The 14,415-nt window shown below is 44.1% G+C and carries 10 protein-coding genes; 2 read left to right on the top strand and 8 right to left on the bottom strand.

Going from position 1 to position 14,415, the window contains the following annotated elements; genetic code table 11:
- Position 1: 1 nt before the first annotated feature.
- The 6 genes from nuoG to ndhC all read right to left on the bottom strand — a co-directional run bounded on the left by nuoG (position 2) and on the right by ndhC (position 7,655).
- A complete protein-coding gene (nuoG, locus tag AC4MDD_RS04195) occupies positions 2-2,683 on the bottom strand; it encodes an NADH-quinone oxidoreductase subunit NuoG (RefSeq protein ID WP_490747464.1) in 2,682 nt (893 codons plus the stop codon).
- Positions 2,684-2,694: 11 nt separating this feature from the next.
- Positions 2,695-4,026 (bottom strand): NADH-quinone oxidoreductase subunit NuoF, encoded by a 1,332-nt coding sequence (gene nuoF / locus AC4MDD_RS04190; protein ID WP_005400342.1) that lies wholly within the window; start codon positions 4,024-4,026, stop codon positions 2,695-2,697.
- Positions 4,023-4,532 carry an NADH-quinone oxidoreductase subunit NuoE gene (nuoE, locus tag AC4MDD_RS04185; RefSeq protein WP_279688081.1) on the bottom strand — a complete coding sequence of 170 codons (510 nt, stop codon included), beginning with the start codon at positions 4,530-4,532 and terminating at the stop codon, positions 4,023-4,025. The genes nuoF and nuoE overlap by 4 nt, the downstream gene beginning before the upstream one ends.
- A 14-nt stretch (positions 4,533-4,546) precedes the next feature.
- The gene (gene nuoC, locus AC4MDD_RS04180) at positions 4,547-6,334 is read right to left on the bottom strand and encodes an NADH-quinone oxidoreductase subunit C/D (RefSeq protein WP_491882349.1); all 1,788 of its coding nucleotides are present in this window, start codon (positions 6,332-6,334) and stop codon (positions 4,547-4,549) included.
- 88 nt (positions 6,335-6,422) lie between these two features.
- Entirely contained in the window at positions 6,423-7,100 is a 678-nt protein-coding gene (locus tag AC4MDD_RS04175; protein ID WP_004695382.1) for a NuoB/complex I 20 kDa subunit family protein, read from the bottom strand.
- Positions 7,101-7,106: 6 nt separating this feature from the next.
- Positions 7,107-7,655 carry an NADH-quinone oxidoreductase subunit A gene (gene ndhC, locus AC4MDD_RS04170; RefSeq protein WP_419276568.1) on the bottom strand — a complete coding sequence of 183 codons (549 nt, stop codon included), beginning with the start codon at positions 7,653-7,655 and terminating at the stop codon, positions 7,107-7,109.
- Between the two features lie 491 nt (positions 7,656-8,146).
- Between ndhC and AC4MDD_RS04165 the strand changes: the two genes are divergently transcribed.
- Entirely contained in the window at positions 8,147-8,503 is a 357-nt protein-coding gene (locus AC4MDD_RS04165) for a hypothetical protein (protein WP_201702634.1), read from the top strand.
- A 49-nt stretch (positions 8,504-8,552) separates the two neighbouring features.
- Here AC4MDD_RS04165 and bfmS read toward each other — a convergent pair whose 3' ends face one another.
- On the bottom strand, positions 8,553-10,217 hold the full coding sequence (gene bfmS / locus AC4MDD_RS04160; protein ID WP_004695377.1) for a sensor histidine kinase BfmS: 1,665 nt from the start codon (positions 10,215-10,217) through the stop codon (positions 8,553-8,555).
- Between the two features lie 36 nt (positions 10,218-10,253).
- Positions 10,254-10,970, bottom strand: a complete 717-nt coding sequence (gene bfmR, locus AC4MDD_RS04155) for a response regulator transcription factor BfmR (RefSeq protein WP_004695375.1) — start codon at positions 10,968-10,970, stop codon at positions 10,254-10,256.
- A gap of 595 nt (positions 10,971-11,565) precedes the next feature.
- Between bfmR and AC4MDD_RS04150 the strand changes: the two genes are divergently transcribed.
- On the top strand, positions 11,566-14,397 hold the full coding sequence (locus AC4MDD_RS04150) for a ribonucleoside-diphosphate reductase subunit alpha (protein ID WP_491882348.1): 2,832 nt from the start codon (positions 11,566-11,568) through the stop codon (positions 14,395-14,397).
- The last annotated feature ends 18 nt before the right edge of the window (positions 14,398-14,415 follow it).

Raw genomic sequence — 14,415 nt, 5'->3', positions numbered from 1 at the left:
ATTACGCTCCTACCGCGACTGATACAGGCTCAGCAAGTGAAACCGTAGGTGCAAGACCAACTGGATAACCAATATAACCTGTAGGTAAATAATCAATCACTTGAACTGGAAGTACGATCGAAGTCTCACCTGATTTCACAGTGATTTTTTGACCATCTTGAACATTCAAACGAGTTGCATCTTGCTCACCCACTGCAAAGACCGCTTCAGGAATACGCGATTCCATCGCAGGTGTTTTCACAGTAAATTCACCAGAAGCAAAAATGTGATGCATCGGCACTAAACGGAAGCTTTCAGGGTTTGCAACCACAACCGCTGGAGCAACGAAAGTACGTGCTGGGCGCTTCGCTAAACGATCGAATAAACGCACACCCGAATCACCACCTTTTAAGTGACCACCCACGTTATCTTGGAATTTATTCCAAGCTTGCGGTGAGTTCCAACCTGCTGACCATGCAAATGGTACCAGTGGAGACGGCGTCTGGTTCCCGACATAACCTTCCATAGAGAAGGTTAATGCCGAGTCGATATCTGTCGGTTGTTTCGGCTCATGCACGTTCAATGGTGCACGCATAGAGGTACGACCAGAGTAACGACGCGGTTCACGCGCAACTTTCAAACCATGGACACGGAAGCCCGCATCTGGAGCCACATCTTGAATCGCAGCAAGTGCAGGTACGTTTTTCGCAACTGACTCGATGACATCGTCAAGCAAGGTCCAAGAAATCGCTTTGCCCTTCACGCCGGTTTCAATGGCATGTAACCAGCGCCAAGATTCTTTGATCGCCAGTTCAGGTTTGTAGTAGCTAGGGTCATACACTTGGTAGAACCGTTGTGCACGGCCTTCTTGAGAGACAACCGTACCATCACCTTCAGCAAATGACGCAGCAGAAAGTACGATATCCGCTTTCTTCACAGTTTCAGTTTCAGAGTGATCTAGAACAATCACGTTTTTACCAGAAAGTGCTGCTTCAACTTGTACCGCTGGCAAACGACGGAATAGATCATTTTCAACGATCACAACCGTGTCATAATCTTGTGCAAATGCTTGCTCTAAGCTTTGTCCACCGAAGATTGCTAAGCCCATAGAGTTCACTTCAGGAACCGTTAAGCTTAAGCCAGCATTTCCACCAAGGTTTTGCGCAACTTGTGCAGCAGCTTCCATGATTGATGCGTCTTGTAAACTTGTACCTGAAATGATCAGTGGTTTCTTCGCCGCTTTCAATGTATCTGCAATGTTCTGAGCAAATGCTTTCGCATCATCCGCTAGACCAAGAATTGCATCACCTTTTACAGCCGAAGCAACGGCAAAACCTAAACGAGCGATATCGTTTGGAGAAGCAACCACTTCACCTGCAGCAACATCAGCTAAGCGTGTTTGCGTTGCCGCAAGGATGAAAATCGGTGATTTCGCATCTTGAGCAATACGTTGTAACGGTTCTGCTAACCAGTCTTGGGTACGACGTTCCGCAGCCATTTCTTTGGCTTTGTTTTTCGCCGCTTGACGAACAGACAACGCCATACGTGGCGCAGTTTGCGTTAAATCTTCACCCAAAATGAGCACAGCATCATAGCTTTCGATTTCACGCATACCTGGGTTATATACACCTTCGGTTTGCATGATCGATGCAGCCAATTCAACCAAGTTTTGCTCTTTTTGAGACATACCTGTTGAATAGTTCTCTTGACCAACTAATTCGCGAAGCGCGAAGTTCGACTCAAGTGATGCACGTGGAGAACCAATACCCAAAACTTTTTTGCCTTGGATATTTGCAATCACGGTATCTAATGCCTGATCTACAGAAACTGTAGTTGCTTCAGCACCATCACGGAACTGCGGTTGACGTGGACGATCTGCACGGTTCACATAACCTGTACCAAAACGACCTTTATCACAAAGGAAGTATTGGTTCACTTCACCGTTGAAACGGTTTTCGACACGACGAAGTTCGCCATAACGCTCACCCGGAGAGATATTACAACCCGAAGAACAGCCTTGGCATACGCTTGGCGCATACTGCATGTCCCACTTACGGTTATAGCGTTCTGAGTGAGTTTTGTCGGTGAATACACCTGTAGGACATACTTCAGTCAAGTTACCTGAAAATTCAGACTCTAAAGTGCCTGACTCAGGACGACCAAAGTAAACGCGTGACGCGCTTGCATACACACCAAAATCTGTACCACCCGCATAGTCGTTGTAGTAACGAACACAACGGTAACATGCAATACAACGGTTCATTTCATGTGAAATGAATGAGCCCAGCTCTTGGTTGTAGTGTGTACGTTTAGTGAAACGGTAACGACGACGGTCGTGTTGAGTCATCACTGTCATATCTTGTAAATGGCAGTGACCACCTTCTTCACAGACTGGACAGTCGTGTGGGTGGTTGGTCATCAAGAACTCAACAATTGACGCACGGAAGTCTTTCGCTTCTTTGTCTTCAATCGAGATGTAGGTATTGTCAGATGCAGGCGTCATACATGACATGACTAAACGACCACGCGTATCTTCAGGATTCGCGTATTGAGTCACAGCACATTGACGGCAAGAACCGACAGAACCTAAGGATGGATGCCAACAAAAGTACGGGATATCAATACCCAAAGACAAACATGCTTGCAGCAAGTTCTCTGAGCCATTGACTTCGTACGATTTGCCATCGACATGAATTGTAGCCATAGTCGAATTCCTTAAGCTTGTTCTACGTTGCTAGTTTGCGCAGCAGCATTTACTACTTTTGCTTCAAACTCGCCACGGAAATATTTGAGTGCACCCATCAACGGTTCCATTGCACCTGGAGCATGCGCACAGAAAGTCTTACCAATCCAAAGCTTACGAGTAAGTTCTTGTAAGTGATCGATATCTTCTTTCTTACCTGTACCATCTTCCAATGCTTTCAGTGCTTTCACCGCCCACGGTAAACCATCACGACAAGGCGTACAGAAACCACATGACTCACGTGCAAAGAATTCTTCTAAGTTACGTGTCGCTGAAACCATACATTGCGTTTCATCAACCACCATCAGCAAACACGTACCTAAACGTGAACCTGCTTTCATGATGCTCTCAGCATCCATCGGTAGATCAATGTGTTCAGCAGCCAAGAAGTCTGTAGACGCACCACCCGGTAACCATGCTTTAAGCTTTAAGCCATCACGCATACCGCCCGCATAGTCTTCAATGACTTCACGCGCAGTTGTACCAAATGGAAGCTCCCAAAGACCAGGGAATTTCACCTTGCCAGATGCACCATAAATTTTTGTGCCTGGATCTTTCGACTTACCCGCAGATAAGCCGATATACCATTCAGGACCACGCAACATGATTGCCGGTAAGTTATTGTAGGTCTCTACGTTGTTAACAATGGTAGGACGACCCCAAGCACCTGCAACTTGCGGGAATGGTGGTTTCGTACGTGGGTTTGCACGGCGACCTTCAAGCGAGTTGATCAATGCAGTTTCTTCACCACAGATATAACGACCCGCACCCGTATGCACATGCAACTCGAAGTTCCAGCCAGTTCCAAGGATGTTCTCACCCAAGTAACCTTTGGCACGAACTTGCTCAAGCGCTTCATTTAAGTACGCAGCTGCTTCAATGTACTCACCACGAATGAAGATATAACCATGGGTTGCTTCTAGCGTATACGCTGCAATCAACATCCCTTCGATCAATTGGTGAGGAAGTTTTTCCATCAACAAACGGTCTTTAAAGGTCCCTGGTTCCATCTCATCGGCATTACAAATCAGGTAACGTGGCCCTGAATTGTCATTTGGCGCCATCAAAGACCATTTGATCCCTGCTGGGAAGCCTGCACCACCACGACCTTTTACGGTCGCAGCTTTAATCACTTCAAGCACATCTTTCGGCGGCATGGTGATTGCTTTTTTCAGACCCGCGTAACCTTCAAGCGCTTCGTAATCATCTGCATTACGAACGTGCTCTTGCTTACTCAAACGCCAAGTTAATGGATGCGTTTCTGGGTTACCTTCGCCATAAATTGGTTTTGGTTCGGTATTCATACATACTTCTCCAATAACTGTTTCACTGAAGAAACTTCAACCAAACCGTGAGTGTCTTCATTCACCATTAAGGTTGGGCCTTTGTCACAGTTACCTAAGCAGCAAATCGGCAGCAAAGTAAAACGACCATCAGCAGTCGTTTGACCAAACTGAATGCCTAACTCGCGCTGAAAAGCTTCTGCTAAAGTTTCCGCACCCATCAAGAAGCATGCGATCGAGTCACAAAGTAAAATGACGTTACGACCCACGGGTTGACGGTAAATACGGTTATAGAAAGTTGCAACACCTTCCAAATCAGCAACACTGATTGTCAATAACTGAGCAATGGCGTTTAGCTGCGCGTCATCTACCCAGCCATTACGGCGCTGTACACACTTCAAAGCATCCAAAGATGCTGCGCGTGGGTACGGGTAGTGACCAATGTGATGTTCAATTTCGTGGATTTCGTCCGCAGTCAAAATCCCTTGAACATTCACGCGTGGCTTTTTATCAGTCAAAATCATCATAATGCGTTTACCCCTTAGCGATCCACGTCAGCCATAACGACGTCAATTGTCGCTAAATAAATGATCAAGTCAGATACCAGACTGCCGTTAATCACAGAAGGCATTTGCTGTAAATGCGTGAAAGTCGGTGTACGAATACGGGTACGATAACTCATCGTTGACTTGTCTGAAGTCAAGTAGTAATTCGACGCACCTTTGACCACTTCCGCCATTACAGATGCTTCACCTGCAGGCATTACAGGACCCCAAGATACGCTTAAGAAGTGCGTAATCAAGGTTTCAATGTCTTGTAAAGTCTTGTCTTTTGGTGGTGGAACAGCCAATGGGTGATCTGCTTTGTATGCACCAGAAGGCATGTTGTCTAAACATTGCTTCACGATTTTGAGTGATTCTTCAATTTCACGGAAGTGAACCATCACACGTGCATAAGCATCTCCTTCGTACTCAAGTGGCACATCGAAGTCGTAGTTTTCATAGCCACTGTACGGGCGATATTTACGAACGTCGAAATCAATACCTGTTGCACGCAGACCTGTACCAGTCACGCCCCAAGCCAATGCAGATTTTGCATCATATTGAGCTACGTTACGGGTACGACCAATAAATACTGAGTTGCGTAATGCAGCGGTGTAGTATTCATTCATACGCTTCGGCATCCAATCTAGGATTTCACGAATCAGATGCTGCCAGTTGTTTGGCAAGTCATGCGCTGTACCACCGATACGGAACCATGCTGGGTGCATACGGTAACCGGTGATTGCTTCAATCGCGTCATAGATTTTTTGACGATCCGCAAACATGTAGAAGACTGGTGTCATACCGCCGGCATCTTGAATCGCAGTACCGATATACAATAAGTGGTTATTGATACGGAACAATTCAGACATCATGACACGGATACATTGTGCACGGTCAGGTACAGTAATACCCGCCATTTGCTCCACACCCATCACATAAGGCATGTTTTGCGCACAACCACCTAAGTAGTCCACACGGTCGGTATAAGGAATGAATGAATGCCAAGTTTGACGTTCAGCCATCTTTTCCACACCACGGTGGTGATAACCGATATCAGGCACACAGTCTTTCACTTCTTCACCATCCAACTGCAAGATTACACGGAAAGCACCGTGAGCAGATGGGTGGTTAGGACCCAAGTTCAAGAACATGAAGTCTTCGTCTTTATTACCGCGCTTTAAGCCCCAATCTTCAGGCACAAAGCGTAGGTGTTCCTGCTCGAAGTCTTGTTTAGCTTGGTTTTGCATGTACGGGGTATATTCCGTAGCACGTGCAGAGTATTCTTTACGAAGTGGGTGACCTTCCCAATAGGTTGGCAACAAAATACGACGGAGCATTGGATGCCCTTCGAAATTGATCCCGAACATATCGTAAGCTTCACGTTCGTACCAGTTGGCATTTGGCCAAATATTGGTTGCAGTTGGAAGATTTACATCATTTTCACTCAATGCAACTTTGATACGAATATCACTATTACGCTCAAGCGATAATAAGTGATAGAACACAGTAAAGTCAGACGCAGGCAAACCGTCGCGGTGTGTACGTAAACGTTCATCTACCGCAGACAAGTCAAACAACATCACGTATGGACGTGACACTGTACGCAAGAACATTAAAACTTCTTGTACGCGCGCGCGCTCAACCCAGACCGTTGGAAAGTCTTCAAAAGTCGTTTGCACATAGAAGTTCTCGCCAAATTTGGTTTTGAGCTCTTCTACAATTGCAAATGCTGGGCGTGAATCAACTTGCGCTGACTCTGGCATAGCGTTTTCAGTTTCAGCCATTGGCTTGGCTTCCTATTTAATACAAATTCATTCAACCTAAACGACAACTACACCCAGACCGAGTGCATCAAAACAACTGTCGTTTAAATTATTTAATTTCATCCATAGAGCGTAAGTTTTTCACTGCAATACGTTCAGCATTCTTACGGTCACGTTCTGGCATCATCTTTGGCTTATACACTGGCTTAAGATCATCACCAATCACGGCAGAAAGTGGACGGCGCTCTAATTGAATTTGGTCTTGTAACAACATTAATGCTTGGATTAATGCTTCTGGGCGTGGTGGGCAACCTGGAATATAAACATCGACTGGGATGATTTTATCCACACCTTGTACAACTGAATAAATATCGTACATACCGCCAGAGTTTGCACATGCGCCCATTGAAATAACCCACTTCGGTTCCAACATTTGTTCATATAAACGTTGAATAACTGGAGCCATTTTAACGAAACATGTACCTGCAACAATCATCAAGTCAGCCTGACGAGGTGAAGCACGGATTACTTCGGCACCGAAACGCGACAAGTCATGCACGCCAGTTAAAGTCGTTGCATACTCTACGTAGCAGCAAGATGTACCAAAGTTAAACGGCCAAACTGAGTTCTTACGACCCCAGTTCACTGCTGTATGTGCCACGTCCTCTAAACGAGTCATGAACACATTTTTATTCACTTCTTCTTCAAGCGGATCCGTTACGATTTGACGCTCTTGAAGTGGATATTGATCAGCATCCGGATTCGCACGGGTTAATGTATATTTCATCCCGAGTTACTCCTTAATAGATGATGTAGCCGGTGTTTTTGCTTTCACACGACCAGAAGATTGAGCTGGAATTTGACCTGTAGGGTCCATAACCAACTCTTCGATAGAATTAAAGCGAGTAATGTCTGCAAGGTTCATATTTGCTGAACCAATTTTCGATGGCACACTTGCTGATTTACGACGATCGGTCGGCGCCCAATTTAAAGCACCTACAGAAATTGCATAAACCAAAGCAATCAATAAGTCGACCACAAAAATCACTACAGTTGTAAAACCGAACCAACCGACTTCACGCACTGATGTTGCCCAGGCGTAGAGATAAAGTGCTTCTAAGTCAAATACTACAAAGAAAATTGCAACCAAGTAAAACTTAGCAGACAAGCGGATGCGTGCTCCACCAGCACCTACCACACCTGACTCAAATTGCTCTTGCTTGGCACGGCCCCATGACTTACCCCCAAGGAGTAAAGGAACTGTGAGCATAAAGACGCAAAGAAATGTAACGCCGATCACGAAGGCAATAATTGCCCAATCGTATGGAGTAATGGCACTCATGCGGGGATAACTCCTGGCAGGCCTAATTTATTAACAAAGAATGTATGTATTGGCCTTCAAATACACCAAACACAAAATTAATCCCGCCAATTGTACCCGATTGCTGACGTAAGTTGCTAGCTTATAGACCTTCGTCTTTAGGATGATTTCTCTTCGTTTTTTGAGATTTTTTCGATGAAAGCCCTTTTATTTCGAAACCAATCGTTTTATCTAATAAAACACTACTATTCTATTATTTTTCCAAATTTTGACATTCAAACAAAGCCTATAAACCATTTTTCAACCTCATTCCGATAACAATCACACAATCAGCAGTTTAAAAAACGCAGCTCAGCAACCGCAGCATTTTGCTGATCTAAAAAGTACAAAAGTAGATTAAGTCACTCATATTTTTTGTATTTTTTTGCAAATCGCCCCAATCAATTAATGCACTTGGCTTTTTCTTGTGCTATTGATATAGACAACCAACAACAAAGAATAAGGAGCACCACATGAGTCTGGAATTCACCCATAAACCTAACTATTTTTTATTTGCCCAGTTGCTTATTCGCCATGTTGAAACTTATGTTCGTAAACACCCCGATGCCAACAATGCCATCTTTGATTTACGCGACATTTATGAACTTTTTCGCCAAGACAAAGCTTCAGCCACCACCAACCTTGATGGCATTATGAATATTGTGGATGAATATAAAATTGAAACGATTAATGGTGATCAAAAGCTCATTAGCCGTTATGGCATAGATATGCAAAACAACTCGTTATTGATTGACTTTAATGCAGATGCGCTTGAAAGCCTAAAACAAGGCAAGCAGATTATTTCTCCCGATGCTAGCATCCAAGAATAAGTCAGCATGAAAAAATAAAAAAGCACCGAATTTCGGTGCTTTTTAATGCTTAACTTTTTGAGTCTGTATTATCTTTGACACTATATTTCTTTTTAGACTTACTAAAGTGGTGTGCCGGCCATGTCATGGTAAAACGTGCACCACCGAGACTTGGGCTTTGATCCACTTTAACGCTACCACCAAACCAATAGGCAATTCGGCTCACAATCGACAAACCCAAACCATAGCCACCCGATGCTCGAGTCCGGCTATCATCCAAACGTGCAAAGGCTTCAAAAACGCGCTCTCGCTCGTCTTCTGGAATACCAGGCCCATCATCTTCAACACAAACATAGGCCATACCGCTGTCATTAATACCACCACTGACCAGTACCTGATGGTCGCCATAACGAACCGCATTACCAACCAAGTTCTGCACCACGCGGTGTAAATAACGACGTTCAGCTTCAACTTTTAAGGTTAAAGGAGGAGCATTTAAATGAATTTCTTTCTGGGTTTTTAAGGCTTCCGTCTCAACCACCACCTGATCTAAGACTTCAAACAATACAATGTTTTCAATATCGAGTGATGGTGTGCCCTGCTCTAACTTTGCGTAGGTCATGATTTCATCAATGAGGGTATTTAAGGCCTCAATGTCTTTATCAATCATATCGACTTGCTGAAGACGATATTCATAATCATCTTCTTCAGCCAACATTTCCATACCAAAACGAATCCGAGCAACAGGCGTACGAAGCTCATGTGATACCGCACGCATCAGCTCACGCTGCGCCTCGATGAGTCGCTGAATATGATCCGACATGCTGTTATAGCTATTGGCTAGACTGGCCATTTCATCCGTGCCGTCGACAGGCAAACGTAGGGTCATGTCACCCGCTTTCATACGGTTTAAACCATAATTGACCTCACGCAGTTTACGCTGCATCGGTACAAGCAAGCCATACACCCCCAAACTCAGCACAAACAGGCTCAACAAGGTAATCCCTGCTGCGAGCTGAAACGGCATCCAGTTGAAAATAGGCACAGGACCCAATACCAAAACCTTGCTCGGTGAACTAGGTAAAGGTGGAGACACAATAGAAATGGTGGTGCCACGCACAGAAGCACTATCACGATATAAGATCACGCTATGATCTAAACGCAAACGACCAATCTGCTCCGACTCTAAAGCCAGATTTTGTACTTCTTCAATTTGCACAGGATAAGAGAAATGTTTCTGTACTTTTTCCAAGTACTCTTCTTCTTGGCCTGGGTAATACACCAGATAATCTAGGATAAAAATCGGGAGTGCTTTCATTTGCAGCTCACCAATTTTATCTACTTTAATATACAGTAAATGATTCGGATCATCTTTTAGACCAATGATCAGGTACGCCACTTGCGTTTGCGCATCATAACGCACAGCCGCTTTACGCTCACTGATCCGCTTTAATTCTGCACGACTCAAATCCACTTTATCGGCTGGGATCATATTAATCGGTAGTTCAAGCAAATCTGAGGCATCTGAAATCCAGTCTGCTTTTTGCTGTGCATTGGTCTGACGGGATACACCTTCACTAATAATAAAGGAAATCCCGTCCGTCAAAGACTCGCGATATTCTTGCACTCGCTGATAGTTAATAATTTGTACAAGCAAATATCCCATGAGGGCAACAATAGCGACCAGCACTACCAGCCCAGCATAGATACGCAAGAATATACTGTGTTTGAACACTAAAAATGTCCCGTTTTAACGAATCAAATAAACGGCTTAAAGACCATTGGTTTCTTTTACAAATAAGTAGCCTTTACTACGTACCGTTTTAATACGTTTTGGATTTTCAGGATCATCACCAATTTTTGGACGAATACGCGAAATACGCACATCAATTGAACGGTCTTGACCGTCATATTCGATACCACGTAAGCGTTCGAAAATGTCTTCGCGAGAAAGAATGCGGCCTGCATTTGAAGCCAACAACCACAATAAATCATATTCAGCGCTGGTAAAGTCAACCAACTCACCATTTAAAGTCACTGAACGACCACCGTTATCGATCACCAGATCATCAAATTCGATACGCTGTGCAACTTCATCTTCAGGTGCTTTGTCAGTACGACGTAATAAGGCACGAATACGTGCAAGTAAAACACGTGGCTGAACTGGTTTTGCAACATAGTCATCTGCACCCATTTCTAGACCAAGCACTTGATCCATATCTTCGGTACGTGCAGTCAACATCAAAATCGGTTGGTGATAATGTGGACGAACTTCACGGCAAATGGTTAAACCATCTGCACCTGGAAGCATCACATCCAACACCACCATATCGGGTTGTTCTGCAATAATACGGCGAATGGCACGGTTACCATCGGGTTCTACCCCAACCTCAAGACCATTACGGATCAGGTACTCTTGAGTTAAGCGAGCTAGGCGCTCATCGTCTTCTACGATTAAAATTTTTGGTAACTTTTCTTCTTGGCTCATGGAGTGCCCCTTTATTTTGACGACTTAACGTATCCTTTAAAATCCAAGGGATACGCTCTGATATATTTTGCAATATACACACGTTTACATTGTAAACAAGATCTTGTTCACCAAACTGATACATCAAAGTAGCATTTTGTTATACATTTTTTCAGCCTCCAAATGAGCGCTTTCTCGCGTTTGCTGTATATCCAACCAAAGCAAAAGAAACGTTTCTTTACAAAATGACGATTTTTCATACCAAGTCACTGTTTGAACAGTTTATAACTCACTCATTCGTCTGTTTTGAACTTATCCACAATGTTATCTATAAGCACTTAAACCGAGCTTTGTTATGCTATCGCCTTGTCTAATAAGGCTTAATACAAGAATCATAAAAAAGGGATCTTTTTGAGATCTTTTCGAGACCAGATCGATCAAAATATTTAATAAAATGTCAATATTGATCTACCCTGAATTTTCCCGTATCTTGTGTTCAATTAATTTTTAAACCACTAGGTCTTGTGTTTAAACCTCAAACACTGTGGCATAAAAATTGCCCAGTTCAAACGGTCCATAGACATAAAAATAGATGACAAAATGGAGCTATGCTAGCATGAGCGTATCGAATTCAACCCCTGGTCAAATTCAGGTGATTAAACGCACTGGAGATGTTGCCAGCTTTGACGCAGAAAAAATCTCTGTTGCCATTGGTAAGGCATTTTTGGCTGTTGAAGGCCAACAAAGTGCTGACTCAAGCCGCATCCACGATCGTATTTCTCAACTTACCGAGATGGTATTAAATACGTTCAGTCGCCGCCTACCTTCTGGCGGTACAATTCACATCGAAGAAATCCAAGACCAAGTTGAACTTGCGCTGATGCGTACAGGTGAACAGAAAGTTGCTCGTGCGTATGTCATCTACCGCGATCAACGTGCTGATGCACGTAAACAAGCAGGTGAAAACCATCACCCAACCTTACAAATCACTGACGCCAATGGACAGCTTCAACCGCTTGACATGCGTAAGCTTGAAGCGACTGTAACAAAAGCGGCTGAAGGTTTAGAAGGCATCAATGTTCAAGCGATCATCGATGAAACCATTAAAAACCTTTACAACGGTGTAAAAGCGTCAGATATCGCAACCACGATGATGATGGCAACACGTACCCGTATCGAACAAGAACCAAACTATACCTACGTGACGGCTCGCCTACTTCGTGATGAATTGGTCGCAACTGGTTTAACTTTCCTTGGCTTGTCTGAAGACACAGCTGAAGGCGATGCTTTAGAAACTTTCCTGAAGAAAGGTATTGAGCTAGACCTACTTTCACCAGAGCTTCTCAACTTTGACCTTGCGAAATTGGCCGCAGCGATTCAACCAGAACGCTCAAACCAATTTACGTACTTAGGTCTACAAACATTATTTGACCGTTACTTCATCCACTCAGATGGCGTACGTTTCGAATTGCCACAATTATTCTTTATGCGTGTTTCGATGGGTCTTTCACTCAACGAAGCAAACCGTGAAGAACGTGCAATCGAGTTCTACAACTTATTGTCTAGCTTCGATTACATGGCGTCTACGCCTACCCTGTTTAACTCCGGTACGCTACGTCCTCAATTGTCGAGCTGCTACTTGACCACGATTGATGATGACCTATATGACATTTATGGCGCGATGCGTGATAACGCAATGCTATCTAAATGGGCAGGCGGTTTAGGTAATGACTGGACGCCAGTTCGTGCTTTGAACTCGTATATCAAAGGTACAAACGGTAAGTCACAAGGTGTAGTTCCATTCCTTAAAGTGGCGAACGATACTGCTGTTGCAGTAAACCAAGGTGGTAAGCGTAAAGGTGCAGTCTGTGCATACCTTGAAACTTGGCACTTGGACATCGAAGAATTCCTAGAGTTACGTAAAAACACCGGTGATGACCGTCGCCGTACGCATGACATGAACACGGCAAACTGGGTTCCTGACTTATTTATGCAACGTGTTTTTGAAGATGCTGAATGGACACTGTTCACGCCGTCTGAAACACCAGACCTACACGACTTAATGGGTGCAGAGTTCGCTGAACGTTATGCACACTACGAAGCGATTGCGAAAGAAACAAACATGTTGCACAAGAAAATCCGTGCAAAAGATTTGTGGCGCAAAATGCTGTCGATGTTGTTTGAAACAGGTCACCCGTGGATCACATTCAAAGACGTATGTAACTTACGTTCACCACAACAACACGTTGGTGTAGTTCACTCTTCTAACTTGTGTACAGAAATCACATTAAATACAAGCAAAGATGAAATTGCGGTATGTAACTTAGGTTCGATCAACCTTGTACAACACGTTCAAGGTGGTGTGTTAGACCGTGAAAAGCTTGCACGTACAGTTAAAACAGCGGTTCGTATGCTCGATAACGTGATCGACATTAACTACTATGCGGTTCCACAAGCGAAAAACTCGAATTTGAAACACCGCCCAGTAGGTATGGGTATCATGGGCTTCCAAGATGCGCTGTATGAAATGCAACTCGCTTATGGTTCTGATGCAGCAGTAGACTTTGCTGATGAATCGATGGAAGTGATCAGCTACTACGCAATTTCAACATCAAGTGATTTGGCTGTTGAACGTGGTACTTATGAGACATTTAAAGGTTCACTGTGGGATCAAGGTATCCTGCCAATTGACTCACTAGACCTTGTTGCTAAAACACGTCCTGAGCGTATGTTTGAAGTTGACCGCACTCAACGTTTGGACTGGGACACTTTACGTGCCAAAGTTCAAAAAGACGGTATGCGTAACTCGAACGTGATGGCCATTGCACCGACTGCAACCATTTCAAACATTTGTGGTGTGTCTCAGTCGATTGAGCCAACATTCCAAAACTTATATGTAAAATCGAACCTATCAGGCGAATTCACAGTGATCAACCCGTACCTAGTACGTGCGTTGAAAGACCGTGGTCTGTGGGACTCTGTGATGGTGAATGATCTGAAACACTTTGAAGGTTCGGTTCAGAAGATTTCTCGTATTCCTGAAGAGCTTAAAGCAATCTTCGCGACGGCATTTGAAGTTGAGCCACGCTGGATTGTGGATGCTGCATCACGTCGTCAAAAATGGATCGATCAAGCGCAGTCTTTAAACCTTTACATCTCTGGTGCAAACGGTAAGAAACTTGATTTGACCTATAAAATGGCTTGGTTACGTGGTCTGAAAACAACGTATTACCTTCGAGCTTTAGGTGCAACTTCTGCTGAGAAATCAACCATTAACACTGGTGTATTGAATGCAGTAAAACCTGCAACTGTAACGGCAGCGCCTGTTGCAGCAGTTGCTCAGGAAGTTAAACCAGAAGTGGTTGCTGAAGATGAAGGCTTCGGTCAAGCAGCTCCAGTGCCAATGGCGTGTTCAATTGACAATCCAGACTGTGAGGCTTGTCAGTAATCACCTCCCCTAACCCCT

The sequence above is a fragment of the Acinetobacter sp. CAU_H_29a_1 genome, assembly GCF_058599505.1.
This window is presented reverse-complemented; position numbering and strand designations above follow the sequence as displayed.

What these genes read in the sequence shown, in the direction of transcription:
- nuoG (WP_490747464.1), bottom strand. Translation starts at nt 2,683, where the DNA reads ATGGCTACAATTCATGTCGATGGCAAATCGTACGAAGTCAATGGCTCA.
- nuoF (WP_005400342.1), bottom strand. Translation starts at nt 4,026, where the DNA reads ATGAATACCGAACCAAAACCAATTTATGGCGAAGGTAACCCAGAAACG.
- nuoE (WP_279688081.1), bottom strand. Translation starts at nt 4,532, where the DNA reads ATGATGATTTTGACTGATAAAAAGCCACGCGTGAATGTTCAAGGGATT.
- nuoC (WP_491882349.1), bottom strand. Translation starts at nt 6,334, where the DNA reads ATGGCTGAAACTGAAAACGCTATGCCAGAGTCAGCGCAAGTTGATTCA.
- AC4MDD_RS04175 (WP_004695382.1), bottom strand. Translation starts at nt 7,100, where the DNA reads ATGAAATATACATTAACCCGTGCGAATCCGGATGCTGATCAATATCCA.
- ndhC (WP_419276568.1), bottom strand. Translation starts at nt 7,655, where the DNA reads ATGAGTGCCATTACTCCATACGATTGGGCAATTATTGCCTTCGTGATC.
- AC4MDD_RS04165 (WP_201702634.1), top strand. Translation starts at nt 8,147, where the DNA reads ATGAGTCTGGAATTCACCCATAAACCTAACTATTTTTTATTTGCCCAG.
- bfmR (WP_004695375.1), bottom strand. Translation starts at nt 10,970, where the DNA reads ATGAGCCAAGAAGAAAAGTTACCAAAAATTTTAATCGTAGAAGACGAT.
- AC4MDD_RS04150 (WP_491882348.1), top strand. Translation starts at nt 11,566, where the DNA reads ATGAGCGTATCGAATTCAACCCCTGGTCAAATTCAGGTGATTAAACGC.